Consider the following 26,042-nt stretch of genomic DNA (forward strand, 5'->3'; position numbering starts at 1 on the left):
TTGAGACTGTGGATAACTCTCACGAGATTCGAACGTTTTGGTAGAATGAAGCATGGCTAAAGTATCCGAGCAGATTCGAGAGGTCGCCCTTCGGGTGGTCGACCAACTCGCTCGGTACGAAGATGCCATCGCCGCCGCTGCCGCCGCTGCTGATTCAGCCGGAGCGGCTGCCGGGCCGGAGCCGGCCCATGAGTCTCCTGAGGCTTCTCCCACCGGTATCGCTGATTCCAGCGGTGCCGGTTCGTCGTTAACGCCGGTTGAAACATGCACCATCCAGCCCGCTGGCATTGCGCCGTTATCGATGGTGCTGGATCAGGCGTCCAACGTCGATCTCGAAGCGTTGCTGCGCGACGCAGCCCGTGCGAAGTCTGAGTTCGACGAGGTGATCGCGGCGGGTGCCGGTGTTGCGGCGAAGCGTTCTACGCGCGACCTCGGCTACGCCGGGTGGGCACAGTCCACGGGTGATCGCACGGCCGTCAACCTCATTGCGCGGCTGACCGGGTCGACGAAAAACGAGGCCTTCCGGCAAGTGCGGCTGGGTGAGGCGATGGGCGAAGCGGATGCTGCGACTCACCCGGTTGCATTCCCTCCGTCAACTCCGGGCAATGATCCCGTGATCGACCCAGACGGGTTGCTCGAGATCGGTCCCGATCCGGACAAGCCAGAAGGCCAGCCCAGGAACGTCGTGGAGGCCATGCGTCCCGCGCCGGTGATCCCCTGGCATGAGCCGCTGACGCGGGCGGCGCGTGACGGCCTCATTAGATCCGAGGCTGTGACGATCATCATGCGCGGGCTCGGCGCCCCGAACGACCGCGTGGATACGGAGATGTTGCGGTCGGCAGCCGAGGAGATCGTTCAGGATGCGGCCGGAGTCAACGCCGACGAGCTCGGGTTTCGTGCGCGTCAGATCCGCGACCGGATCGATCCAGCCGGCGTGCAACTGAGGTGGAACGAACGTTACGAGAACCGGAAGTGGCGGTTTGGCCGTTCCGAAGACGGCACAAAGACCGCATACGTCACCTTCGAAGATGAAGGAGCGGCGTGGATGGAATCCATCGTCGGGGCTGCCATGCGCGCCCGTCGGGGAGGTCCCAGAATGGTGGACCCCGCTGAGGCGGAACGGGCCGAGAAGCTTCGGCTCGATCCGCGGACGAACGACCAGATCGTTTATGACGTGCTGATGGGCGCTATGCGCACAGGAGTGCAAGCTGACCCGACTGAAACATATGGGTCGAGGCAGCCGGGAGTGCGACTGATCATCACCCAGGAGCAACTGACAGGCGAGAGTGGCGACGGACCCTCCACCGGCACGGGATATCTCGAGGACAGCAAAGACGCAGTTCCTCGCGGGATGGTCGAAAAGCAGATCTGCGTCAGCGGCATCCGTCCTGTCCTGATGGACGCTTCGGGCACCGCGCTCGACGTGGGCCGGGAGGAGCGGCTGTTCGGGACGAAAGCACGAATAGCGATGGCTGTCCGCGACGGAGGCTGCCGCATCGACGGCTGCGATGTGCCACCGTCGCAGTGTGAAGCGCATCACATCGATGAGTGGGTAGCGCACGACGGGTGCACCGACCTGGCCGACGGGATATTGCTCTGCCCGTACCACCACCATCTCGTGCACAATCTGGGTTATCGGGTCGTGCGGATCGAAGGCGACTACTTCTTGATCCCGCCGCCGGGTGTCGACGGTGAACGAATACCGATCCCGATGCCGTCGAAGTCTCCGTTGGAGAAGGAACGGTTGCGCCTCCGGGCGATTGAGACGCGGGATGCCGCCGGAGACGCCGCGGCACGAGCTCTCGCGGATGCCGCCGGAGAAGGCCTCCGGGAACCGGACGAACCGGCGCTGGGGGAGAGCTCTGCCGGCCCGCCGTGAGTGTCGAGTGGGCGCTTGTCGGTGCTTGGTCTCGATACGCGGCCTCGCTTCGCTCGGTCGCTACTCGACCACCGAAGAATGGAAGGTTTCGATACGCGGCGCTCGTTCCGCGTGGGGCGGGGGCGAACGGGGCGGGCGGGGCGGGGGCGAACAGGGCGAGCGGCGTGGGGCGAGTGGGGTATGGCGAGTGGGGCATGGCGAGCTTATAGAGCGCGGCGGGCATAAACGGGCGACACAGTGCGTTACCCCACCCGTAACCGTGCGTCACCCGACTTTGGTTGGGGGCGACACAGGTTTACGCTCGCTGCTGAGGCGTCCGCGAGGTTTGCACAGACCCGGATGCCAGATCCACTTCGAAAAAGGGAAACCCACCACTATGTCTTCACGCTCCGTCTTCTCAAGGATCGCCGCTGCCACCGTTGCAGCAGGCCTCGCCGTGACCCTCGTGGGCTGCGCCACGGCATCCGGGGGAGGGAGCGCCCCAGAAAGCGGCGCAGAGAGCGCAACCGACAGCGCGCTCGACCGCGTCACCGAAGCGGGCGTCCTCGTCGTCGGAACCGAAGGCACCTACAAGCCGTTCAGCTACCACGAAGGCGGAGCAGGCGACCTCACCGGCTACGACATCGACGTCGTCACCGCCGTCGCCGAGAAGCTCGACCTCGACGTCAAATTCGAAGAGACCCAGTGGGACGGCATCTTCGCCGGCCTCGAAGCCGGCCGGTTCGACATCATCGCCAACCAGGTCTCCATCAACGAAGAGCGCGAAGAGAAGTACACCCTGAGCGAGCCGTACACGGTCTCACCCGGTGTGCTCATCGTCGCCAAGGACAACACCGACATCACGTCGCTCGACGACCTCGAGGGCAAGACCACCGCGCAGTCCAACACGAGCAACTGGTACGCCGTCGCCGAAGAAGCAGGCGCCACCGTCGAAGCCGTTGAGGGCTGGGCGCAGGCCGTCGAGCTTCTCGAACAGGGCCGCATCGACGCCACCGTCAACGACAAGCTCACCTACCTCGACTACCTCAAGACCAAGCCGGATGCCGGCATCAAGGTCGTCGCCGAAACCGAAGACGCATCCCACAGCGCTTTCGCCCTGAAGAAGGGCAGCGATGACCTGGTCGAGGAGATCAACAAGGCGCTTGCCGAACTCAGCGAAGACGGCACGCTTGCCGAGCTCTCGGAGAAGTACTTCGGCGAAGACGTGAGCAAGTAGGAGCGGTACCTGCGATACTGCCCTCATGACTGAGTGGCACCTGCTTGCCGGCTCGCCACCAGCGAATGCGGTGGCGAGCGCACCGACCGCCGTCGACGACTCGGGCGCCGCGTGGGACCTCTTTCTGAGCTCACTCTGGCCGCTCGTCTCCGGGGCCATCACCGGAACGATCCCGCTCGCGCTGATCTCGTTCGCGCTGGGGCTCGTCATTGCGCTTCTCGTCGCCCTGATGCGCCTGTCACGCCACAAGGTCGTCTCGTCGATCGCGCGCGGCTACATCTCGGTGATCCGCGGCACGCCCTTGTTGGTCCAGCTGTTCATCATCTTCTACGGCCTGCCCTCGATCGGCCTCACGATCGACCCCTGGCCGAGCGCCATCATCGCGTTCTCACTCAACGTCGGCGGGTATGCCGCCGAAGTGATCCGCGCGGCGATCCTCTCCGTGCACAAAGGCCAGTGGGAGGCGGCGTACACGATCGGCATGTCGCGCACCCGCGCCCTCCGCCGGATCATCCTGCCGCAGGCCGCCCGGGTCTCGGTGCCCCCGCTGTCGAACACCTTCATCAGCCTCGTCAAAGACACGTCGCTGGCGTCGGTCATCCTGGTCACGGAGATGTTCCGCGTGGCCCAGCGGATCGCGGCATTCAGCCAGGAATTCATGCTCGTCTACATCGAAGCCGCCCTGATCTACTGGGTGATCTGCCTCGTGCTGTCGTCGGGCCAGAGCGTGATCGAGAAGAGGCTGGACCGCTATGTCGCCCACTGACCCCACCGCGGCCGACCCCGGCGCCCTCCTCACCGTCACCGGCCTGCACAAAGCGTTCGGCGCACACGAAGTGCTCCGCGGCATCGACCTGTCCGTCCGCCGGGGCAAGGTCCTCGTGCTCATCGGACCCTCCGGCTCCGGCAAAACCACGGTGTTGCGGTCGATCAACGGCCTCGAAATTCCGGATGCCGGTGTCGTCACCGCGCCGGACGGCATCCGCGTCGATTATGCCGCCAAGCCGCCCCGGAAAGACATCCTCGCGATGCGGGACCGCACCGCCATGGTGTTCCAGCACAACAACCTGTTCCCGCACATGACCGTGCTCGAGAACATCATCGAGGGTCCGGTGCAGGTGAAGAAGGTGAGCAGGGCCGTCGCCACGGCGGAGGCCGTCGCCCTGCTCGACCGGGTCGGCCTGGCCGAGAAGCGTGACGTGTACCCGTTCCAGCTCTCGGGTGGACAGGCCCAGCGGGTCGGCATCGTCCGCGCTCTCGCGCTGAAGCCGCAGCTGCTCCTCTTCGACGAGCCGACGAGCGCCCTCGACCCGGAACTCGTGGGGGAGGTCCTCGCCGTCATGAAGGAACTCGCCGACGAAGGCTGGACGATGGTCGTCGTCACCCACGAACTCGCCTTCGCCCGCCAGGTCGCCGACGAGGTGCTCTTCATGGACGGCGGCGTGATCGTCGAGCGCGGTGCACCCCGAGACATCTTCACTGCCCCGAAGCAGGAACGCACGAAGCAGTTTCTGCACCGGATCCTCTTTCCGCTCGACTGAGGGCGGCAACTGGGGCGATGACCCGCGCGGTTCCGCGGAAACGCCCCGTCGCGCCGGTAAAGTGACTCGCACAGGGCAGATCAGGCCCCGTGCGACGAGGAGTGCACCCCATGAGCAACACCACCCCCGGTTTCAGCGACGCGAACCGCGACGGTACTGAACCGCCCGCCGATTCCGCGCCAGCCGCGAACGAGGCCGCTCCCCGCGACGACGAACACCGCGTCGAAGAGGCCCGCAACGAAGACATCACCGAGACCCGCGAGTACGACGCGCCGCTCACCCCGGCGGTTCCGGCCGATGACGACTCCGCACGGCGGAGCGAGCACGAGGATGCCGCCGCAGCCGTCTCCGAGGAATTCGACCCGAACGCCTTCCGCGACTCCGTTCCTCTCGACGAGTCGCACAACGAGTCGGCCGAATCCGTCGCTCCGCATTCCGACCGCACTCCCGCTGAACCGGCCGCACCGGTGCACCACCACACTCCCGAGATCGCCGATCAGGCCTACGCCGGGCCGGTCGACACCCACGTGCTCTCCTCATCCGAGCCCACCGTTCTGACCCAGGCTGACCTCGAGGCCGACAAGGTCCTCGCCGAAGAGTCCTCCGCAGACCGCAGTGGGGTCTACACCGACACGACCGCCCCGGTCGTTCCGGCCCCGGCTCAGGAGCGGACGGAGCCCGTCGCTCCCGCCCCGGTGCGCCAGCCGGTCTACGTCCAGGCCCCGAGCGAACCCAAGCCCAAGAGCAACCGTGGCTTCGGCATCCTCGTCTCCCTGCTGGCGACCGTGACGTTCGCCGTCCTCTACGCTGCCGTCCTCGCCCTGCTGCTCGTCATCAACGACGGCTCCGTCAACACCGTGACCGACGTGCTCGTGAAGGCGCCGTTCTGGGTCCCGGTCATCTTCTTCTTCATCGGCATGGTGCTCCTCGTCACCATCGTCAACCGTGGCGGCTGGTGGGCATACGTCCTCGGCGGCTTCGTCGTCGCCGCACTGGTCTACGGCTCCTACCTCGGTGGCCTCCTGATCGAGCAGGCCGCGAACATCAGCCCGAGCGAGGTCGGCGGAGTGGTCCAGCGCGCCCTGCTGTCACCGGCCGCGGTCGTCGCCTTCGTTCTCGCCCGCGAGGTGCCGATCTGGTTCGGCGCCTGGGCTGCCTCGCGCGGCCGCAAGGTCACCGAGCGCAACCGCGAGGCACGTGCCGAGTACCAGCGCGTCCTCGACCAGGGCCCCGTCCTCTCCTGAGGTGGCGCCCGTTCCGCGACGGCTCCGGGTCGCCCTGCTCACGACGCTCGGCCTCGGAGTCGCCCTCGGCGTCGCCTGTTATCTGTTCTGGCCGGTCGCACCGTTTGCCGGTCCGGATGCCTCCGGCTGGCTCGCCGGCGCCATGATCGTCGCCGCTGCGGCAGGCTTCCTCGCCGCGCTGCTCCGGCTGACCGATGCGACGCCGGCGCCGACCGGGATCGTCCTGCCGACCGCCGCCGCGTGCGCAGGCTTCCTGCTCGCCGGGGGAGTGCTCTACGGCCTCGGCGGCGGCGAGCCCCTGAAAGGACCCGCATTCGCCCTCGCTCAGTTCGGGTACCCCGGCGTCTGGGCGGTGGCGGCGCTCGGCCTCGCCGCGGCGGTGGCATTCCGGATGGGGACTTCTCCACATCGCGACAGGGTTGACCGCCCGGTAGGTTAGAGCGACGGTCCTGGCGAAGTTCTTCGCCGGGACCGACCTGTGACGAAGGACGGACATGCGCCTCAAACTGACCCTGGCCCGCCCTTCGGGCAGTCGCGACGACATCATCATCACGACGGATGCCGGTGCCACCATCACCGAAGTCGCGTCGACGATCGCACGGGTCGACCCGACCCAGTCGGTTGCGCCGGACGGCAACTACACGCTGCAGGCCGCGCTGCCCGGCCATACCGAGTGGCTCGCCCTGCCGCCGGACGCCCCGGTCGGAGAAGCGTGGATCGGCTCAGGCGCCACCGTGCACCTCTCCGACGCCGGCCGCTACTTCTCGCAGGCGAAGACAGGGCACGCACCCACTCTCGCGACGATCACCGTGCTCAGCGGGCCCGAGGTGGGTCGCAGCATCCCGCTCACCGCCGGAAGCTACACCGTCGGACGGGACAGCTCGTGCGACATCGTCGTCGACGACAAACTGGTCTCGAAGAAGCACGCGCGGCTGGAGGTCGCCAACGGCGTCGACGTCGTCGACCTCGGCTCCGCCAACGGCGTGGAGGTCGACGGAGGCATCGTCGCCCGGCTGCACATCACTGAAACCGAGACGGTCCGGCTGGGCGACACCGACCTGAGGATCGCCCTGCACGAGTCGGTCGCCGAAGCGGGCGTCGCCCCCAAGGCGGGCCCGATCTTCTTCAACCGGTCACCGAAGGTCGAACAGCGGTACTCCGGGCAGGAGTTCACGGCACCCGAGGTTCCCGCCGAGAAGGAACCCCAGCCGTTCCCGCTGCTCGCCATGCTCACCCCCATGCTCATGGGCGGTGCGTTGTTCATGCTCACCCAGAACCCGATGTCGCTGCTGTTCATCGCGATGACCCCGATGATGCTCATCGGCAACTACATCACCGGCAAACGCCGCGAGAAGCGGGCACTCAAGAAGGCGATCGCGAAGTTCGACACCCGTCTCGCCGACCTCGACGAACGGCTGCAGAAAGAGAGCGTCACCGAACACGACCTGCGGCTCGCCGAGGCACCCTCCACCGCCGAAGCGCTCGACGGGGCGATGCGACGGGGGCCGCTCCTCTGGACCCGGCGGCCCGAGCACTGGTCCTTCCTCAACGTGCGACTCGGCGTCGGCTCGATGACCACCCGCAACACCGTCAAGACGAGCGAACACGGCGACCTCCTGCCCAAGTTCCAGGAACGCCTCGAAGCCCTGATCGAGAAGAACGCCTACGTCGCCGGCGTGCCGATCATCGACAACCTCCACGACTCCGGAGCCCTCGGCATCGCCGGCTCCCCGTCGGCGGCCATCGGCTCCCTCAACTCGATCCTCGTGCAGCTCACCGCCCTCCACTCCCCGGCAGAGCTGGCCGTCGCCGCCATGGTCACACCGCAGTGGTCAGACGAGCTCGCCTGGCTCAAGTGGATCCCGCACACGTCGTCACCGCACTCGCCGATCGACGGCGTGCACCTCGCCGACAGCGCCGCCAGTTCGGCGAACCTGATGTCGTCCCTCGAGGACATCATCGAGACCCGCATCGCCACCCAGAAAGCGAAAGCCCAGCGTCGCGGTGCCATGAAGCAGAAGAACGCCGCCCTCGAGCGGGGCGCTGTCGTCGGCGACAAGCAGGATGAAGGCTTCCAGGCGCCGCTGCCCGCGATCGTCGTCCTCATCGCCGACGACGTCTCGGTCGACCGGGCCCGGCTCGTTCAGCTCGCCGAGATGGCAGCGGATGCCGGCGTCTACCCGATCTGGATGGCCCGCGACGTTCCCGCGCTCCCCGCCGTCTGCCGCACCTGGCTGTCTGTGCCCGACGACGACGGCTTCGCGTCGGTCGGGTACGTGCGCATCGGTGAGACCATCACCGACGTCGTGACCGAACTGATCGACCCGCAGACCGCCCTCGACTACGCCCGCCGGATGGCGCCGGTGATCGACGCCGGCGCCCTCGTGTCTGACTCCAGCGACCTTCCCCGCTCCGTCTCCATGGTGGCGCTCCTCGGCCATGACCTCGTCGAGCACAGCGACGCCGTCGTCGACCGCTGGCGACAGAACACGTCCATCCACGACCGCACCCCCGGCATCCCGCCGAAGAAGCGGCGCGCAGGCAAACTGCGTGCCACCGTCGGATCCGCCGGGGTCGACGCCATGCACCTCGACCTCCGGACCCAGGGCCCGCACGCCCTCGTCGGCGGAACCACCGGCTCGGGCAAGAGCGAGTTCCTGCAGGCCTGGGTGCTCGGCATGGCCGCGGAGTACAGCCCCGACCGGGTTACGTTCCTCTTCGTCGACTACAAGGGCGGCTCGGCGTTCGCCGACTGCGTGAACCTGCCGCACTGCGTCGGCCTCGTCACCGACCTCAGCCCGCACCTCGTACGCCGTGCGCTCACCAGCCTCCGCGCCGAACTGCACTTCCGGGAGCACCTGCTCAACCGCAAGAAGGCCAAGGACCTGCTCGAACTGGAGAAGCGCGGCGACCCCGACAGCCCGCCGGCGCTCGTGCTCGTCATCGACGAGTTCGCCGCACTCGCCAGTGAGGTGCCGGAGTTCGTCGACGGTGTCGTCGACATCGCCCAGCGAGGCCGGTCGCTCGGCATCCACCTGATCATGGCGACCCAGCGACCCGCCGGCGTGATCAAGGACAACCTGCGCGCGAACACGAACCTGCGGATCGCGCTGCGGATGGCCGACGAGAGCGACAGCCTCGACGTCGTGGGCGTCAAGGACGCGGCACATTTCGACCCGGCCATCCCCGGTCGCGGGCTCGCGAAGACCGGCCCGGGCCGGCTCCAGACCTTCCAGTCCGCCTACGCCGGCGGCTGGACCTCCCGTGAGCCCGACCGCCCGGGCATCGAGGTCACCGAACTGCGGTTCGGGGCCGAAGCCCGCTGGGAGGAGCCCGGCCGCGCCGGCGTCGACGAGTCGCGCGATCTCGGCCCGACCGACCAGCAGCGCCTCGTGGCATCCATCATTGCGGCATCCGATTCGGTGCACATCCCGGCACCGCGCCGGCCCTGGCAGGACGAGCTCGCGCCCGCGTACGACCTCGGAAAGCTGCGGCAGCGAACCGACGCCCAGCTTCTGCTCGGGGTGTCCGACCTGCCCGAGCAGCAACTGCAGCTGCCGGTGTACTTCAACCCGGATGTCGACGGTCACCTCGTCATCTACGGCACCGGCGGTTCCGGCAAGAGCACCGTCCTGCGTACCCTCGCCACCGCGGCGGCGATCACCCCCCGCGGCGGCCCGGTCGAGGTGTACGGTCTCGACTTCGGCGGCGGAAGCCTGCGGATGCTGCAGGACCTCCCGCACGTCGGAGCCATCATCCACGGTGACGACTCCGAGCGGGTGATCCGCCTGATGCGGCAGCTCAAGCAGGAGCTCGAGAGCCGCGGACCCCGCTACGCCGAAGCCAACGCGTCGTCGATCGTCGACTACCGACAGCTCGCCAACCGGCCGAACGAGCGCCGCATCCTCCTTGTGATCGACGGCTTCCAGAACTTCCGGCAGGACTTCGAGATCCCCGCCGGGCGGTCGCAGTGGTACAACGTCTTCGCCGACATCATCTCCGGTGGCCGGCAGGTGGGGATGCACGTCGCCTTCACCGCCGACCGCACCGGATCGGTGCCCAGTTCGATCAGCTCGAGCGTGCAGCGCCGGGTCGTACTCCGCCTCGCCGATGAGACCGCGTACGCGATGGTCGACGTTCCGAGCGACATCCTGTCGACGTCGTCACCGGCCGGCCGAGCGATCGTCGACGGCGAAGAGACCCAGATCGCCGTGCTCGGCGGGTCCGCCTCGCTGTCGGACCAGTCGGCCGCGACGAAAGAACTGGCCGCGGCGATGACCCGCGCCGGTGTGATCCCGGCGCAGCCGATCCGGTCGCTGCCGAAGGAATACCCGGCCTCCGAACTCCCGGCGCGCGTCGGCGCGTTCCCGGCGATCGGGCTCAGCGATGACGACCTCGGACCCACCGGCATCGAACTCGCCGGCACGTTCCTCATCGGCGGGCCACCGGCGAGCGGGCGAACGACAGCGCTTCTCGGCATGATCGACGCGGTCACCCGGTTCGACCCGGACACCCGCCTGTACTACATCGGCAACAGGCGGTCAGCGGTGGGCCGCCACCCGGCCTTCCTCTCGGCCGCCGTGACGATCGAGGATGCCGCCACCCTTGCCAAGGAACTCCTCGCCGCGGTGGTGGATCCGGACACCGACGGAAGAATCGCGGTGATCGTCGAGCAGATCGGCGACTTCCTGCAGACGCCGGCCGACAACCCGATCGTCGACCTGATCCGCGCCATCAAACGCAGCGACCACTTCATCCTCGCTGAGGCCGAGTCCAGTTCGTGGTCGAGTTCCTGGCCGCTGCTGGGAGAGTTCAAAAACGCGCGGAGGGGGCTGCTGCTGCAACCGGAGACGATCGACGGCGACATCGTGCTCAAAACCAGCCTGCCGCGGATGCAGCGGGCGGAGTTCCCCGAGGGCCGCGGCGTCCTCGTGTCCGGCGGCAAGTTCGTGCGCATCCAGCTCCCGCTGGCGCACGCACCGGTGCCCGTGGGATGACATGGGGAGTGCTCCCCATCGACGGTGGAGAGACGGCTCCGTTAGGTTGTTCACGTGGGGGCGATCCAAACGGGATCTCCAAGCAAAGGATTGGAACATCACCATGGCAAACATCAACGTAACCTTCCAGGACCTGAAGACCGCTTCGGGCCAGATTCTCACCGGCAAGGGCGCTCTCGAAGACAAGATCAACGAACTCCAGCGCCTCGTCACCGACCTGGTCTCCAGCGGCTTCGTGACCGACCAGGCCTCCGGTGCGTTCCAGGAATCCTTCACCACCTTCACGCAGGGCGCGACCCAGGCTGTCGGCGGCGCACAGGGCATGGCCGACTACCTCACCAAGGCGGCCGACTCGCTGCAGAGCGCCGACCAGGAGCTCGCCAACGCCATCCGGGGCTAAGACCACTCACGCATCGGGGAGGGCCGTCGCCGGCCCTCCCCGATGCATGATCTCGCGCAGTTTCCGCACTTCCACGTACGTTCCAGGGGGACACCATGGCCGACAAACTCGTGATCGAGGGTGACCTGCTCGCGCAGACCCAGACCAACCTGCAGTCGATCCTCACTGAATTCGAGGGTGCCGAGAAGTTCAGCGAACAGGTCGCGACCCTTACCGGCCACCCGCGCCTCGAAGAAGAAGTGCGGAGTTTCGCCTCGAGCTGGAACATCAAGCGCACCGAGACGATCAAATCGGTGACCGCGCTCAAGGACTCGATCGCCGCCATCAACGACGCGTTCAACAACCTCGACGCCGACCTCAAGAAGGCGCTCGCCAGTACGGCCGGCCCCGTGAACCCCGTCCCTGGCATCCCTCCGGCCTCCTGACCTCCGTTCTGCTGACAGATAGGCACCATCCTCATGACTGACTTCTCTGACCTGACCGGAGAGCCCGCGCAGCTCAAGACCTACGCGACGCGTTACCTGCAGATCGCCGACGCGATCCAGAGCGCGTCCGCCGCGCTCAAGGCCGTGGGAGAGGGCAGCGACAGCATGGTCTCCCTCGCCGTCAATGAGGTCCGGGGCAAGGCCAGGAAGGGCGGGGAAGACATCGGTGAGGCCGAGGCTCGTTACCGCACCACCGCGCAGGCCCTTCTCACCTACTCAGGCGCCCTCGAGGACGCCCAGGCGAAGGCGGTCCAGGCCCGCGGAGAATACGAGTCAGCCCAGGGAAGCCACGCAGCCGCACAGGCGAAGGCAGACGAGTTCACCGACAAGGCGCTCCTGCCGGGCGCCGACCAGGCCGCCGACGCGAAGTCGGCAGCCACCTGGGGCTCGCAGGCGTCGACCCTCGCCTCGCGCATGGGTTCCGCCCAGGCCAAGTACAACGAGGCCGTCGCCGACAAGGACAAGGCCGGCAACACCGCAGCGGATGCCATCAACCGGGTCGTTTCCGACGACGGAATCAGCGACAGCTGGTGGGACGTCCTCGTCGACTTCTGCGAGAAAATCGGCGACTGGGTCGCTATCGCCGCACTCCTGCTGTCGTGGGTGCCCGGGCTCGGCCAGGTCCTGCTCGTGCTCGCCGCCATCATCAGCATCATCAAACTCATCGATTCGCTGCTGAAATTCGTGAAGGGTGAGATGACGCTCGGCGAGGTCATCGGCGCCGCCGTCGGTGTCGTGCTGAGCATCGTGGGTGGAAAGGCCCTGATGGTCGCGTTGAAGGGGCTCAAGTCCCTCCAGGCCGGGAGCAAGGCGGCCAAAACGGCCGCGAAGATGGCCGACAGGCCGACCTCGCGGAACGCGCGCCAGAACAACAACAAGGCACAGGGCGACAAGCGTGACGCCGTCAAGGACTTCAAGGACGCTTTCAAACCGACCACGAAAGACATCACGAAACCGCTGAAGGAAACGTTCGTGAAGCCGTTCACCGACCTCGGTAAGGGAATGACGACACCGGGTGAAGCATCCGACTTCGTGAAGGCGATGATCAAAGGCCACGAGGGTGTCCTGCGTGAGGCCATGTCGCGGGGTCACGACCCCAAGTATCTTCAGATGCTCGGCAACGCGACGAGCAATTCCGTGTCGTTCGAAGACCTGCCCATGAGCCTCAAGGTGGAGATCATCTTTGAAGGCTCGAAGGTCATCGGCGGGGCAATGGAGACGCTGTCCAAGCCATTTCTCGGCGACGTACCGTTCACCGTCGAGTCACTGGCCGGGAAGGTTTCGAAGCCGGTCTCCGAGAGCGTCGGCAACATGGTCGACGGCGCTGTCGGCGCCCGCTGAGTCGGTAGGTTAGACGTCTATGCCTTCCTCCCTGAACACCGCCGGCATGATCCTGCACCTCCCCGACGACTGGTTCGAGGTCGAGCTCGGTTCGGCTGACCCGACGGCATGGCTCGGCTCGCTCGGGCTGGAATTCACGGATCGTGCCGATGCCACCGCGATGTCCCGCGCGCTTGCCGCCATCCGCGAGACCTTCGTCGAGGACTCCGTCGACTGGGCCGCGCTCTACCTGCCCCAGCCCAACAACGGCATCATCGGTGCTGCCATGATCGTCGACGTCTTCGAGCTCGATGTCGATGACTCTCCCGAGAGCTACCTCGAGTTCGTCGAATCGCATCGGGACCTGCGCACTCCCGAGCTCGACATTTCGGCCTTCTCGACCTGGCGGTCCGCTCACCCGAGCGGTGAACTGATCGGCTACAGCCATCTCGCCCTCGTCACCCCCGACCCGGATGCCGAAAGCAGCCTGGAAGAACGAGCCGTGTTCGCCGTCTTCCCTCCCGGTGAATCGAGGATGGTCCGCATCACCTTCCGCACCGCCCGGCTGGGCGCCTTCGCCGACATGACAACCGAAACGAGTGCGATCGTGAACGCCATGACCTTCGACCTGGCTCCGGCGTGACCCGCCAGGTGACCCTGACCGGGGCAGACCTCTCGATCGTGCTGCCCGGCTCCTGGGCCGTCATCCCGTTGACGTCCGCCGGCGCCGGAGAACGACGTGTGTCCGCCCTGATCAAGAAGCAGCTGGGTCGCAACGACCGCCTTGCGGGTTTGCGACGCGAGCTCCGGGAAAGCATCAACGCATCGGTGCGCGAAGCCGTCGACCTCGGCGCCGTCGGGCTCGCGATCTCGCTCGAAATCCTCCCCGGCATCCCCTTTCCGGCGTCGCTCGTGATTCTGCCGCTCGACTGGCCGGGCACCGCAGGCGACCCTGGTGCATCCCAGGAGCAGCGTCTCCTCACGGCGTATCCCGGTTCGGTCCTCGTCGAGGAGGGCGCGCCGCGACCGATCGTGCGGCGCCACGAAATGGTCACCACGACCTATGACGAGGAATCGTCGCAGGACCTGAAGATCAACTACTGGCTGCCCGTCGGCGACGGCAGCAGCATCGTCCGGGTGTACGTCAAGGCTCCGATGGCGCACACGCCGCCGTTGTGGCTGGAGCTCTTCGACACCATCATCGGGTCGCTTGGATGGCTTAACGACGCGACCGTCGACACGCCCGACCACACGCCCAACAACACAACGGAGGCCGTTCGTGGCTGAGGACACCAGAACGGTCACCCCACCATCACAGGCTGATCGCGGTGAACGGGCAGCCACATCGCGCCGGGTCGTCGGTATCGGCGGAAACGTCGTCGGGGTGGTCGCCCTGCTCGTGGCGCTTGCCGCCGTGGCCGCGATCCTCGGGTTCACGAACCAGGGTGTGTCGATCGGTTCCGTTTTCGAAGACGATTCAGCGGGCACGATGACGATCGCCTCCCCCTTCCTCCTGCTTCTGCTGGCCACGACCGGTTTCTTCTTCGGCCAGTTCGCGACGCGCGGTCGCTGGGGTTCCAGCGGGAAGACCTCGGTGCTCAGCAGCGGGTCGTTCCGCGTGGATCTCCGCCCGGTCAGCGTGGTTCTGCACGTTCTGTTCCTGCTGGCCTCCGTGGCCGTCTGGGTCCTGGTCTGCCCTGTGCCCGTGCTGCTCGAGACAGCCGGTACGGTCAACCCGCCTCCGGGCTCATCGGCGGCGAAACAGTTCTGGTTCACCGTCGTCGTCTACTCCGTGGTGACCGGAGCACTTGCCGGGGTCATCGCCGTATCGCTTCTCAAGAAGCTCACCTACAACCGGTTCCTGGAACGCGGGCGCGCCTCGATCGTCGACGGGTCGCCTGCGCAGGTCGCCTGGCGCCGCCTCTCCCACATCTGGCGCGGTGAGCTGGTTCTCGCCGGCCTCGCCGGCGCGGCGCTGGGACTGAGCCCCCTCGGCATCCACCTCGACAGCGCGTCGTATGCGTTCGCGTTCGCCGGAGCGGGTGTCGCGTTGCTCGTCGCATCCGTCGCGATGGGGCTCAACGCGTGGCGTTCGGGCCTGCCCGTCGAACGCGTCGAGTCGTACACCTGAGGATCGACAGAACCATGGCTCCACGGATTGAAACCATCACCACGTCGCGTTCTGTCGTCACCGTCGCGGTGACCGGCCGAAGCGAGACCGGGCACGTGCGTGAGCACAACGAAGACAGCCTGCTGGCCTCCGCCCCGATCTTCGCTGTCGCCGACGGCATGGGAGGGCACTCCCGCGGCGACCTCGCCAGCCAGGCGATGGTGCACCAGTTGTCGCACAGCATCCGCCCGGGGGAGCCGACGACACCGGAGGCTGTGTTCACCGCCATCACCGCCGCCAACTCGTTCATCAGGTCGTGGGCAGAGCAGTCGGGCATCGCGGGAACGACCGTGGCCGGGCTCGCCCTCGTGACCCTGTCGAGCCAGGCGGACTGCCACTGGATGGCCTTCAACATCGGCGACTCCCGCGTCTACCTCTGGAACGGCTTCGTCCTCCGCCAGGTCACCGTCGACCATTCGGCGATCCAGGAACTGATCGACGCCGGCTCGATCACCGCCTTCGAAGCGCTGACCCATCCCGAACGCAACGTCGTCACCCGGGCCGTCGGCGTCGAGACGGATGCCGACCCCGACGTCTGGCTGCTCCCCGCATCCGACCACCAGGTGTTCCTGATCTGTTCAGACGGGCTGACCCGCGAGGTGTCGACCGAGCAGATCGAAGCGGTGCTGCGGTCGGGAGTCGCGGACCCGGCGGACCGGCTCGTCGAACTCGCGCTCGAGGCAGGGGCCCGCGACAACGTCACCGTGCTGATCGTCGACTCCCGCAGCGTCGACACCACGCCGCCGCGCCCGGGATATCATGACAATCGGTCTCTCGGTTATCTCGAGCAGACCCTGCCGAGAGTGTGAGGGGTGGCATGACCGGATACAGCTACGAGCCTGCGCGAGCGCACGAATGGCTGGCCGTCACGACGGCCGGCCGTCTTCTTGTCGCCCGGGTCGACGACCGCTCCGACCGTGTGGCGCAACTCGCCGCCACCGGCGATCCGTCGACGACCGTCCAGGGCGTGCTCGAGGTGCTCACCGCTGACGGACTCGGCGCGACCGGGCCGTTCGCCCTCCTGTTCTGGGTCGACGGGGACCTCACCGGCAAGGGACTCGGCGTCATCGTGCGCGGCACGGCCACCGTGATCATCGACACGAACGACGGCGAGGTGACGGTGTCGTCGCGCGGCGTCACCACCTGGACCGAGCAGGTGATCGAAAGCCCCACCGGATTCCGGGTCGAGCTCGACGGACCGGCACCGTCCGGGATGCCGGCGCTCCCGCTCCAGCAGGGGGCGGCCTGGGTCAGCCGGATCCGGCTCGACAGCATCCGTTCGGACAGCGGGGTTCCCGCCGCCTCGAGCATCCCCGCCGCACCCGCCGCGTCCCCGAGCCCGGCTCCGGCCGAGCCCGCCGGCGCTGCCGCTGCTCGCGCTGACGCCCCGCCGAAACCCACGCCGGCCGCCGCACCCGAGCCCCTGCACGAAGAGACCCGTGTGTTCCACACGGCCACACGCAGCGGATCCGCGACGCCGGAGCCGTCCGCGGCTGAGACAGGCGAGCCCGGGGCCGACGGGTACGACTACCTCTTCGGGGCCACGGTCTTCCGCCCCATCGGCGCCGCTGCCGTGCTCGCAGACGACGAGGACGACGACGCCTCCGAGCTGCCCATGCCTGCGTTCCTGACCAGCCCCACGGCGGGTCCGCCCGCGCCCGTTCTCGGCGACCACGACGGGCGCACGATCCTCGCGTCGGAGATCCAGGCTGCGCGGAAGCGCCGGGGATCCGCGTCGGCCGCCCCGCGGCCTCCCGCGCACCGCTACGAGCTCACGCTCCCTGACGGTACGTCGCAGGCGCTCTCAGCGCCGGTGATCCTCGGTCGGGCGCCGAGTGTGTCGAACGTCCCGGCATCCGTTCTGCCGCACCTCGTCACGCTCGCCGGTGACGACATCTCACGCAGCCACGTCCGCGTGGCCGTCGAAGGTGACACCGTCGTGGTGACCGATCTCCACTCGAGCAACGGCACCCACGTGATCGCGCCGGGAAAGCTGCCGCAGCTGCTGCGCGCCGGCGAACCGACCCCGGTCATCACCGGCACGACGATCGACCTGGGCAGTGACGTGCTGCTGCGCGTCACGGGGGCTTGATCGTGGCCGCCCGTTCCGTGGCCACACCACCTGAGCTGCCCGGCCTCAGGTACACCCGGCTGCTCGGCTCAGGGGGTTTCAGCGACGTCTACCTGTACGAGCAGGACCTTCCCCGCCGCCTCGTCGCTGTCAAGGTTCTCGCCTCCGAGGACCTCAGCGACGCGTCGCAGGCCGCCTTTGTCGCCGAAGCGAACCTCATGGCGCAACTGTCGGCGCACCCGTATATCGTCACGATCTACAACGCCGCGGTCGCCGCCGACGGCCGGCCGTACTTCGTGATGGAATACTGCTCCGGCCCGAGCCTCGCCGAGCAGTACAAACGCGCGCCGATCGGCGTCGCCGACGCCCTGCGAACCGGCGTGCGGGTGACCAGCGCCGTCGCGACCGCGCACGCCGCCGGCATCCTGCACCGCGACATCAAGCCGGCCAACGTCCTGACGAACAATTACGGCTGGCCGGCGCTCACCGACTTCGGTATCTCGAGCGCGGTCGACATCGAGCTGCCGGTGAACACGACGACCCGTGACGCCATGAACGCCGCGGGCGCCGCAACGGGCACAGGAACCATCGGCATGTCGATCCCGTGGTCACCGCCCGAGATGTTCGATGACCACCCCCAGCCCGATGTGCGCAGCGACGTCTTCTCCCTGGCGGCAACCCTGTACACGCTGCTCGTCGGCCACACCCCGTTCGAAGTGCCAGGCAAACCCAACGGCACCGTCGACCTGATCGGCCGGATCGAGCGTGGCACGATCACCCCGATCACCCGCACCGACATTCCCCGGTCTCTGGTCGCGATCCTGCACAAGGGTATGGCGGCCTCCGCCGACGACCGGTTCGCAACCGCCGTGGACTTCGCCCGCGCCCTCCAGCGCGTCGAAATGGAACTGTCCTATGCGCCGACGGCAATCGACGTACCGAACCTCACGATCCTCGAGCGGGTCCACGACGCCGAGACAGCCGACGCGGGCGACGCAACGCGCATCCGGGGCGTCGCCACCATCCACGCCCAGCCAGCCGCTCCGCTGCCCCCGGTCGCCGGCCCGCAGGGCGCGGATCCGACGGTGATCCGGCGGATGCCGTCGGTCCAGCCCCACGCAGACGTCAGCCCCTGGTCCGAAAACCCGGAACACACGGTCGTCCGCCCGCGGGCCCAGGGGGAGCCCGAACCGGAACCGGCGGCAGCTCCGCGGCGCAGGCTCTGGCCGATCGTTGCCGGCGCCGCCAGCGTGCTGGTGATCGGAAGCGTGGTCGCCGCCGCTGTCGTCTTCGCGCCCACCGGGACCGATGCCAGGCCGACCCCGACCGCCTCCTCCGACATCATCACCCTCGGCGTCCCGACGCCCGCAGCGGTAGCGGTGACGCCCAGCACCGACGGCAGCCAGGTCACGTTCGAATGGGAGAACCCGGAACCCCAGGACGGCGACAGATTCATCTGGAACCGCAGCGACGGCCCGAACGAGGGTGCGAAAACCCCGACAGAGCACGGACTGACCACGATCGAGGGCGTCGACTCGAACACGCAGGTCTGCGTCGAGGTCGTCATCGTCCGCACGAGCGGCAAGCTGTCGACAGAGCCCCTGGAGATGTGCAGCAAATGAAGGCGCCACGGATCGAGTTCTGCGGGGAATGGTACGACCTGACCCCCGACCAGCCGTTCTTCGTCGGCCGGGAATCAGACCTCGTCATCGATGAGAACCCGTTCCTGCACCGCCGGTTCCTCTCGATCAGCCACGAGAACGACCTGTGGTGGCTGTCGAACGTGGGCAACCTGCTGGCTGCAACGGTGACCGACACGACCGGCCAGGTCCAGGCCTGGCTCGCACCCGGAGCGCGGCTTCCCGTCGTGTTCCCCGAACTGCAGGTGATGTTCAGCGCGGGCTCCACCACCTACGAGTTCACGATCCACTCCGAAGCCGAGTACTTCGGCACGACGTCGCTCACGACGCTGCAGGCCGGCACGACGACCGTCGGGCCGGTGCACCTGACGAGCAGCCAGCGGCTGCTGATTGTGGCGCTCGCCGAGAACGTGCTGCGGCAGGACTCCCCGGGCCGGGGCGAGATCCCGGCGTCGGCGGATGCCGCGGTGCGGCTCGGCTGGACGCAGACGGCGTTCAACCGCAAACTCGACAACGTCTGCGACAAGCTCGACCGGATCGGGGTGCGCGGGCTGCGAGGCGGCCGAAGCAAACTCGCGACAGGACGGCGTGCCCGCCTCGTCGAGTACGCCGTGTCGTCGCGGCTGGTCGACGCCGCAGACCTGGTCCTGCTCGATCGCGAGAAGCAAACGGAAGCGACCGTCCCGCCCGACGCGTGACGGCGACCGGGATTCAGGGCCTCTGCAAGCGTTTGCAAGAGGGCGCTGGACAACCTGTTAGCGTAGACCCGGATCCTGCCGGGGAGATTTGTTCCAGGAACCGAAATTCAACGTGATCGTGGGGGGACGTCAGCGTGCTGAAGTGGCTCAAGGGGCGCAAAGTCACGGCCTCCGTCGTCGCGCTCTCCGTCCTCGTCGCGGTGCCGGTCACCGTCGCTGTGCTCCACGAGGGCTTCCCGGTCACCGATGTCGACCTCAGCGCGCGGGACGTCTGGGTCACCAACAGTTCCGAACTCATGGCCGGGCGTCTCAACCGGCAGATCGAAGAGCTCAACGCCTCTGTCGCCGCGGTCTCCAACGACATCGACGTGCTGCAGAACGGCGAGAACGTGCTTCTGCACGACCGCTCAGCGTCCAGCGTCGAACGGATCGACTCCGCCTTCACGACGCTCGTCGAGCGCGCGGAACTCCCGCCCAACTCGGCGCTGTCGCTCGGCGACACGACCCTGTCGATCCTCGAACCCGACACCGGCGAGCTCTGGGTCACCCCCACGGCCGAGGAGCTGCGGTTCTCGACGATCGACACCGAACCGATCGCGAAACTCGGGGCGGACGCGCAGAGCGTCGTCTCGAGCGAGGGCACCGTCTTCGCCGTGTCCCCGACCAAGAAGAAGCTCTACGCGTACCCAGCCGCCGGCGGCGAACCGACCGTCACCCCCCTCCCAAAGCTCACCGAGTACCAGCTCACGGCTGCGGGGGAGCAGGCCGTCATCCTCGACCTGGCCAAGAACCGCCTCGTCACGGATGCCGAAACGTCGATCGAGCTGCCGGACAAGGGCCTCCAGATTCAGCAGGTCAGCGCCACCGACGGTGAAGTGATCGTCGCCACCGGCTCCTCCCTCCTTCGCGCCAGGCTCAACGACAGCACACCGCAGACGATCAAAGCCAACATCACGAACCCGGTGACGAAGCCGGGCGAGGTCTCCTCGCCGGTGAATCTCAACGGTTGTGCCCACGGCGCCTGGTCCGGCGCGAGCCGGTACCTCGCCGTCTGCGGGGAGGCGCCCCCGTCTCGCCAGGACATCGAGCCGCTCGCCGAAGGAGCGACCCTCGAGTTCCGGGTCAACCGCAACGTCATCGCCCTGAACAACCTGCAGACCGGCGACGTCTGGCTCGTCGACGCGAACATGCGGCTCGTCAAGAACTGGGAGGAAGTCACCCCGCCCCAGGAAGACGACGGCGAGGAAGGCGACGAAAAAGCATCCACCCAGTCGTTCGAAGACACCCTCGCCGACCGCACCGAACAGAACCGCCCGCCGATCGCGCGTGACGACCTCCTCGGCGCCCGCCCGGGCAAGAGCACCATCCTTCCGGTTCTCGACAACGACACCGACCCCGACGGCGATGTTCTCACCATCGGGCGGAACCTCCAGGGGCTCGCCCCCGAGTCGGGAACCGTCGAGTTCATCGACGGCGGACGCGCGCTCCAGTTCACGCCGAACCCCGAGCAGTCCGCGGGTACCGTCTCGTTCCGGTACTCCGTCTCCGACGGCCGCTCCGGCGGTGTCTCTGAGGCGAATGTCAGCGTCACGATCATGCCAGCCGAGGCGAACGGCGCACCCGTCGAGCAGCGCAAGGGCGCGGTGTCGGTCGAAGCCGGCCAGAGCATCACCTACAACCCCCTGATCGACTGGCGTGACCCCGACGGCGACGACGTCTTCCTGCAGTCGGCGGCGAGCGACAGCGGCGACCTCGTGCGGTTCTCGCATCAGGGCTTCGTGACCGTCACCCATACGTCGGCGCAGCTCGGCCCGCGCGACATCGTCTACGTCGTCTCGGATGGCACCGAGACGGCATCCGGAACCTTCGTCGTCGACGTCAAGGCGGCTGGCACGCTCAACCCGATCGGCACACCCGACCACGTCGAGACCTTCGTCGGCGAACCGGTCGAGGCGTTCCCGCTCGAGAACGACCTCTCCACCAACGGCTCGCAGCTGTCCCTCCTCGGCGCGGAGGCCCTGGCCGGGGGACTCTCGGTCACCCTCAAGCCCGACACCAACTCGATGCAGGTCGTCTCGGGCAAGACCGGAACCTACTACATCCAGTACACCGTCGGCGCGGGTCCGGCGACGAGTATCGGGATGCTGCGGGTCGACGTCAAGGACGTTCCCGAGCAGGCGCAGGCTCCGATCGCCGTCCACGACACCGGGTACCTGCGCCCCAACGAGCCCACCGTCGTCAACGTGCTCACCAACGACGTGTCGCCCAGCGGCAAGGTGCTCGCCCTGCGTTCCCTCGACATCCCCGACGAGGCCCGGGTGCTGTCAATCGAAGTGCTCAACTCGTCGGTGGTCCGGGTGACGTCGAGCGCCGCCGTGACCGAGCAACTGCAGTTCAGCTACACGGTGTCGGACGGCGTGAACGAAACCCAGAGCACGGTTGCGATCGTGCCGGTTCCGCCGCTGACGAAGCACCAGGCGCCGATCGCGTCGGACGATCTCGTGACCGTCCGGGCGGGAGACATCGCCAGCGTCCCCGTGCTCGACAACGACATCCACCCCGACAATGCGGTGATGACGCTGTCGCCCGACCTCGCCCAACCGGTTTCGGCGGGCCTCGCCTTCGTCGCCGCCGACCGGGTTCGATTCCAGGCGCCGCTCGAGCCGGGGGTCTACGCGGCCACGTATGCCGTCACCGACGACTTCAAGCAGCAGGATGTGGCCACGGTCACATTCAACGTCGTCGCCGCCGACAAGAAGGTGAACGAAGCGCCGGCCCCGAAGACGCTCACAGCACGCGTTTTCGCCGATTCGTCCGTCACCGTCAACGTGCCGCTCGACGGCCTGGACCCGAACGGCGATTCGGTGGTCTTCAGCGCCCTCTCGACGGCACCCACCCTGGGAACCGTCACCGATTCCACGAGCACAAGTTTCACCTACACCGCAGCACCCACCTCCGCCGGCACAGACGTCTTCAGCTACGAGGTCCGCGACGTCTACGGTGCGACAGCAATCGGCGTCGTCCGGATCGGCGTCATCGAGAGGCCGGCGCAGGATTCCCCGCCGATCGCTGTGGACGACACCATCGAGGTGCAGCCCGGCAGGGTCGCAACCGTGCCGGTGCTCGGCAACGACTCCGACCCCAACGGCTACACGATCGAGGTCAGCAAGAAGCTCAGGGACGTACCCGAGGGCGTCACCGCTGTCGTCAAGAACAAGAAGTCCGTCGAGATCGAAGCTCCCGACGAAGAGACAAGCTTCGTCGTCCGCTACGAGATCACCAACGGCCAGGGAGGATTCGACACCGCCTTCGTCCAGGTGCGCGTGACGAATGAGGCGTCGATCGCGCCGCCGACGGCCATCGATCACATTCTCGAACCGGACGAGGTCCTCGGCGAGAAGACGATCGACATCGATGTGACCGCGGGGGCAAACAATTCCGGCGGTCGTGTCGAGGATCTCGAGATCTCGGTCGAAGGGCCCAACGCGGCCAGCGCCGAACGGCTCGAGAACGGCCTGGTTCGCGTCACCCTCGGCGACGCACGCAGCGCGGTCGCCTACCGGCTGACGAACACGACGGACGATCTCAGCGCGGCCGCCTTCATCGTTGTCCCGCCGTTCTCCGACGGCCTACCGCCGCGAATCAAGCTCAACCTGCCGACGCAATACGTCGACATGAACGAGACGCGCACGTGGAAGCTGTCCGACATCGCCGAATCGCCCACCGGCAAGAAGATCCGGATCACCGGGGCGGGAACGGTGAGTTCGATCAGCAGCGACGGCAGGCCGAACTTCGTCGACGACCAGACGTTGACGTTCACCCCGCAAAGGGACTACCGCGGGCCGGGAAGCATCTCCTTCGAAGCAACCGATGGCTCGAGCACGGGCGTTGCCATCCTTGTGCTGCCGATCACCGTCGGCGACCCCGACATGAAGGACGTCGCACCGACCTTCACTCCTCCGGAGATCACCATCGAAGCCGGCGCCGACCCTGAAACCCTCGACCTGCGGCTGTCGAGCGACCATCCCAATCCCGACGTGCTCGCCTCGCTCACCTACAACGGACTCTCCGCGGCGACCGGAGGCATCGTGGCCGGGCTGTCCGGCTCGACCCTGTCGGTGTCGGCGCCGTTCGGTGTGCAGCCGGGAACGGCGACGACACTGAACTTCACGGTCAGCTACGGCACGTTCACCATCCCGGGCACTGTCCACGTGCGGGTCGTGTCGTCCTCGCAGCCGCTGCCGAGCGCGGTGGACGACTCCTACCCGGACGGGCGCTCCAGCAGAGCCGTCACCCTCCCGGTCCTCGCCAACGACTTCAACCCGTTCCCCGGTACGCCGTTGAGAATTCTCACGGCCGACGTGAGCAACGGGGCGAACGCGACGGTCTCGATCAGCGGGTCGAACCTCATCATCACCCCCGGCCCGGACAAGACCCAGCAGATCAGCGTGATCTACAAGATCGAGGATGCCACGGAGGACGTGAACAGGCACGTCCAGGGACGTGCCGACGTCATGGTCACGAGTGCGCCCGACCAGCCGCCTGCTCCGAAACTCGCCGCGGTTCCCGAGAAGATCCGAGCCACGGTCAATCCGTCGCCGTCGAGCAACGGCGCCGCGATCACCGGCTACACGGTGACGCGCACCGGAGGGGGCGACTCGGTCGTCCGCCGGGCACAGGCCGGCGAGACCATCGAATTCGCCGGGCAGAACGGAACGCAATACTCCTTCACCGTGTTCGCGACGAACAAGGTCGGCGACAGTGAGAAGTCGCCGTCTGCCTCGGCGACCTCGTACGGCACGCCTGGTGCACCCCGGGACGTGACGCTCAGGAACGAGGGAGGCGATGCGCCGACCACGCTGAGAGCGACATGGAATGCTCCGTCCGACGATGGCGGCCTGATCAAGAACTACAACTGGACGTTCTCGGGCGGCGGCGGAGATTCGACGACCGCGCGTTCGGCGACAAAGGGCAACGTGGGTAAGGGAAACTACACGGTCAGCGTGCAGGCGTGCGGGCAGTTCGACTGCGGGCCGTGGCAGGAATCAAACGCGGTCAACGTCGCAGATCCGCCACCACCGCCGCCACCCTCGCCGTCCGTGAGGCTCACGGGCAACGAGGACGGGATGTACCACAAGTTCACCGTCAGCGATTTTCCGGCGAACACCAAGCTCCGGGTGTTCTGCCGCGGGCCCGGCGTGTCCAACGGGCCGAACACCTGGGACTACGAGTCCGCTGCGCCGCGGACCGGTGGCACGTACACGACCAACGGGAACGGCAACGCCTCGTGGACCTCGGGTTGCTACAACGAGTACAAGGGTGAGCACTGGATCGAAGTGATCGATCCACGCGACGGCACCAGAATTCCTTCTAACAGAATGACGTGGGGACTATAGATGTCAGTAACGCAAGAACAGTCCGAATGGTTCGCCGGAGCCTTCGACTCGCTCGTGACCAACGTGAGCCTGGCGATCCTCGGCAAGGAGGAGACGATCAAACTCGTGATCGCCTCCATGCTCTCCGAGGGGCACGTGCTGCTCGAGGACTTCCCCGGCACGGGCAAGACAGTGCTCGCGAAAGCCCTCGCGAACACGCTCGAGGGCACGAACTCGCGCATCCAGTTCACGCCCGACCTGCTGCCGTCCGACGTCACCGGCGTCACGATCTACAACCAGGCGACGAACAAGTTCGAGTTCCACAAGGGACCGATCTTCGCCTCCGTCGTCCTCGCCGACGAGATCAACCGCGCGTCGCCGAAGACGCAGTCCGCCCTGCTCGAGGTGATGGAGGAGGGTAAGGTCACCGTCGACGGTGAGAGCTACCCGGTCGGCAAGCCGTTCATGGTCATCGCGACCCAGAACCCGGTCGAGCAGGCCGGAACCTACAAGCTGCCCGAAGCGCAGCTCGACCGGTTCCTCATCAAGACGTCGCTCGGCTACCCGGACCGGGCCACCGCCGTCGACCTGCTTCTCGACTCGGCCAACCGCTCGCGTGCCGCACAGATCAACCCGATCATCGGCGGGCCGTCCCTGATCGCGATGTCGCAGCTGGCATCCGCGGTGCACGTCGACCGTTCGGTGATGGAATACATCACCGACATCGTGCACGCGACGCGCTCGCACAAGGACATCGCGCTCGGCTCCAGCATGCGCGGCGGCCTGGCACTCGCCCGGATGATCAAGACCTGGGCCCTTGCCCACGGAAGGACCTACGCGACGCCCGACGACGTGAATGCCCTCGCCGTCCCGGTGCTCGCGCACCGTCTGATCGTCGACGCCGAGAGCGAGTTCGCCGGCGTCAAGGCAGAGGATGTCGTCGCAGGCATCCTCGTCGAGATGCCCGTTCCCGCCCACCGCGCCGCGTAGATCCCCGGTTTCGGAG

The 26,042-nt window shown here is 67.2% G+C and carries 19 protein-coding genes; all 19 read left to right on the plus strand.

The genetic code is table 11. The features are described 5' to 3' along the window. Positions 1 to 52 precede the first annotated feature (52 nt). Positions 53 to 1,879, plus strand: a complete 1,827-nt coding sequence (locus tag ABIE24_RS09280) for a DUF222 domain-containing protein (RefSeq protein WP_354498975.1) — start codon at positions 53 to 55, stop codon at positions 1,877 to 1,879. A gap of 376 nt (positions 1,880 to 2,255) precedes the next feature. Further along, positions 2,256 to 3,095 carry an amino acid ABC transporter substrate-binding protein gene (locus ABIE24_RS09285; protein WP_354498976.1) on the plus strand — a complete coding sequence of 280 codons (840 nt, stop codon included), beginning with the start codon at positions 2,256 to 2,258 and terminating at the stop codon, positions 3,093 to 3,095. 25 nt (positions 3,096 to 3,120) lie between these two features. Further along, positions 3,121 to 3,861 carry an amino acid ABC transporter permease gene (locus tag ABIE24_RS09290; protein WP_354498978.1) on the plus strand — a complete coding sequence of 247 codons (741 nt, stop codon included), beginning with the start codon at positions 3,121 to 3,123 and terminating at the stop codon, positions 3,859 to 3,861. Continuing rightward, the gene (locus ABIE24_RS09295) at positions 3,848 to 4,636 is read left to right on the plus strand and encodes an amino acid ABC transporter ATP-binding protein (protein WP_354498980.1); all 789 of its coding nucleotides are present in this window, start codon (positions 3,848 to 3,850) and stop codon (positions 4,634 to 4,636) included. Before ABIE24_RS09290 ends, ABIE24_RS09295 begins: the two co-directional genes overlap by 14 nt. 110 nt (positions 4,637 to 4,746) lie before the next feature. Beyond that, the gene (locus tag ABIE24_RS09300) at positions 4,747 to 5,880 is read left to right on the plus strand and encodes a hypothetical protein (RefSeq protein ID WP_354498982.1); all 1,134 of its coding nucleotides are present in this window, start codon (positions 4,747 to 4,749) and stop codon (positions 5,878 to 5,880) included. Position 5,881: 1 nt separating this feature from the next. Further along, positions 5,882 to 6,319 carry a hypothetical protein gene (locus ABIE24_RS09305; protein ID WP_354498983.1) on the plus strand — a complete coding sequence of 146 codons (438 nt, stop codon included), beginning with the start codon at positions 5,882 to 5,884 and terminating at the stop codon, positions 6,317 to 6,319. 55 nt (positions 6,320 to 6,374) lie between these two features. Further along, complete coding sequence (locus ABIE24_RS09310; RefSeq protein WP_354498985.1) at positions 6,375 to 10,877, plus strand: type VII secretion EssC family protein; 4,503 nt, start codon at positions 6,375 to 6,377, stop codon at positions 10,875 to 10,877. A 103-nt stretch (positions 10,878 to 10,980) separates the two neighbouring features. Beyond that, positions 10,981 to 11,277: a WXG100 family type VII secretion target gene (locus tag ABIE24_RS09315; RefSeq protein WP_354498987.1), complete on the plus strand. Its 297-nt coding sequence runs from the start codon at positions 10,981 to 10,983 to the stop codon at positions 11,275 to 11,277. 95 nt (positions 11,278 to 11,372) lie between these two features. Next, positions 11,373 to 11,702 carry a hypothetical protein gene (locus tag ABIE24_RS09320; protein ID WP_354498989.1) on the plus strand — a complete coding sequence of 110 codons (330 nt, stop codon included), beginning with the start codon at positions 11,373 to 11,375 and terminating at the stop codon, positions 11,700 to 11,702. A 33-nt stretch (positions 11,703 to 11,735) separates the two neighbouring features. Further along, entirely contained in the window at positions 11,736 to 13,103 is a 1,368-nt protein-coding gene (locus ABIE24_RS09325; protein ID WP_354498991.1) for a hypothetical protein, read from the plus strand. 19 nt (positions 13,104 to 13,122) lie between these two features. Then, positions 13,123 to 13,725 (plus strand): hypothetical protein, encoded by a 603-nt coding sequence (locus ABIE24_RS09330; protein ID WP_354498993.1) that lies wholly within the window; start codon positions 13,123 to 13,125, stop codon positions 13,723 to 13,725. Beyond that, positions 13,722 to 14,369 (plus strand): hypothetical protein, encoded by a 648-nt coding sequence (locus tag ABIE24_RS09335; RefSeq protein WP_354498995.1) that lies wholly within the window; start codon positions 13,722 to 13,724, stop codon positions 14,367 to 14,369. Before ABIE24_RS09330 ends, ABIE24_RS09335 begins: the two co-directional genes overlap by 4 nt. Further along, positions 14,362 to 15,213 carry a hypothetical protein gene (locus ABIE24_RS09340; RefSeq protein WP_354498997.1) on the plus strand — a complete coding sequence of 284 codons (852 nt, stop codon included), beginning with the start codon at positions 14,362 to 14,364 and terminating at the stop codon, positions 15,211 to 15,213. The genes ABIE24_RS09335 and ABIE24_RS09340 overlap by 8 nt, the downstream gene beginning before the upstream one ends. Before the next feature lie 14 nt (positions 15,214 to 15,227). Next, positions 15,228 to 16,061 carry a PP2C family protein-serine/threonine phosphatase gene (locus tag ABIE24_RS09345; protein ID WP_354498999.1) on the plus strand — a complete coding sequence of 278 codons (834 nt, stop codon included), beginning with the start codon at positions 15,228 to 15,230 and terminating at the stop codon, positions 16,059 to 16,061. Positions 16,062 to 16,069: 8 nt separating this feature from the next. Beyond that, positions 16,070 to 17,344, plus strand: coding sequence for an FHA domain-containing protein (locus tag ABIE24_RS09350; protein WP_354499001.1), 1,275 nt, complete (start codon positions 16,070 to 16,072; stop codon positions 17,342 to 17,344). 17 nt (positions 17,345 to 17,361) lie between these two features. After that, positions 17,362 to 18,945 carry a serine/threonine-protein kinase gene (locus tag ABIE24_RS09355; protein WP_354499003.1) on the plus strand — a complete coding sequence of 528 codons (1,584 nt, stop codon included), beginning with the start codon at positions 17,362 to 17,364 and terminating at the stop codon, positions 18,943 to 18,945. After that, positions 18,942 to 19,661 (plus strand): hypothetical protein, encoded by a 720-nt coding sequence (locus ABIE24_RS09360; protein ID WP_354499005.1) that lies wholly within the window; start codon positions 18,942 to 18,944, stop codon positions 19,659 to 19,661. Before ABIE24_RS09355 ends, ABIE24_RS09360 begins: the two co-directional genes overlap by 4 nt. 134 nt (positions 19,662 to 19,795) lie before the next feature. After that, a complete protein-coding gene (locus ABIE24_RS09365; protein ID WP_354499007.1) occupies positions 19,796 to 25,057 on the plus strand; it encodes an Ig-like domain-containing protein in 5,262 nt (1,753 codons plus the stop codon). Further along, positions 25,058 to 26,026 (plus strand): AAA family ATPase, encoded by a 969-nt coding sequence (locus ABIE24_RS09370; protein WP_354499009.1) that lies wholly within the window; start codon positions 25,058 to 25,060, stop codon positions 26,024 to 26,026. The last annotated feature ends 16 nt before the right edge of the window (positions 26,027 to 26,042 follow it).

Source organism: Mycetocola sp. 2940 (assembly GCF_040548835.1).
GTDB lineage: Bacteria > Actinomycetota > Actinomycetes > Actinomycetales > Microbacteriaceae > Mycetocola_A.

Bases quoted from the DNA above. Each gene is read 5' to 3' on its own strand.
- ABIE24_RS09325 (WP_354498991.1), top strand. From the start codon at position 11,736: ATGACTGACTTCTCTGACCTGACCGGAGAGCCCGCGCAGCTCAAGACC.
- ABIE24_RS09300 (WP_354498982.1), top strand. From the start codon at position 4,747: ATGAGCAACACCACCCCCGGTTTCAGCGACGCGAACCGCGACGGTACT.
- ABIE24_RS09315 (WP_354498987.1), top strand. From the start codon at position 10,981: ATGGCAAACATCAACGTAACCTTCCAGGACCTGAAGACCGCTTCGGGC.
- ABIE24_RS09280 (WP_354498975.1), top strand. From the start codon at position 53: ATGGCTAAAGTATCCGAGCAGATTCGAGAGGTCGCCCTTCGGGTGGTC.
- ABIE24_RS09330 (WP_354498993.1), top strand. From the start codon at position 13,123: ATGCCTTCCTCCCTGAACACCGCCGGCATGATCCTGCACCTCCCCGAC.
- ABIE24_RS09285 (WP_354498976.1), top strand. From the start codon at position 2,256: ATGTCTTCACGCTCCGTCTTCTCAAGGATCGCCGCTGCCACCGTTGCA.
- ABIE24_RS09345 (WP_354498999.1), top strand. From the start codon at position 15,228: ATGGCTCCACGGATTGAAACCATCACCACGTCGCGTTCTGTCGTCACC.
- ABIE24_RS09360 (WP_354499005.1), top strand. From the start codon at position 18,942: ATGAAGGCGCCACGGATCGAGTTCTGCGGGGAATGGTACGACCTGACC.
- ABIE24_RS09310 (WP_354498985.1), top strand. From the start codon at position 6,375: ATGCGCCTCAAACTGACCCTGGCCCGCCCTTCGGGCAGTCGCGACGAC.
- ABIE24_RS09350 (WP_354499001.1), top strand. From the start codon at position 16,070: ATGACCGGATACAGCTACGAGCCTGCGCGAGCGCACGAATGGCTGGCC.
- ABIE24_RS09370 (WP_354499009.1), top strand. From the start codon at position 25,058: ATGTCAGTAACGCAAGAACAGTCCGAATGGTTCGCCGGAGCCTTCGAC.
- ABIE24_RS09290 (WP_354498978.1), top strand. From the start codon at position 3,121: ATGACTGAGTGGCACCTGCTTGCCGGCTCGCCACCAGCGAATGCGGTG.
- ABIE24_RS09295 (WP_354498980.1), top strand. From the start codon at position 3,848: ATGTCGCCCACTGACCCCACCGCGGCCGACCCCGGCGCCCTCCTCACC.
- ABIE24_RS09320 (WP_354498989.1), top strand. From the start codon at position 11,373: ATGGCCGACAAACTCGTGATCGAGGGTGACCTGCTCGCGCAGACCCAG.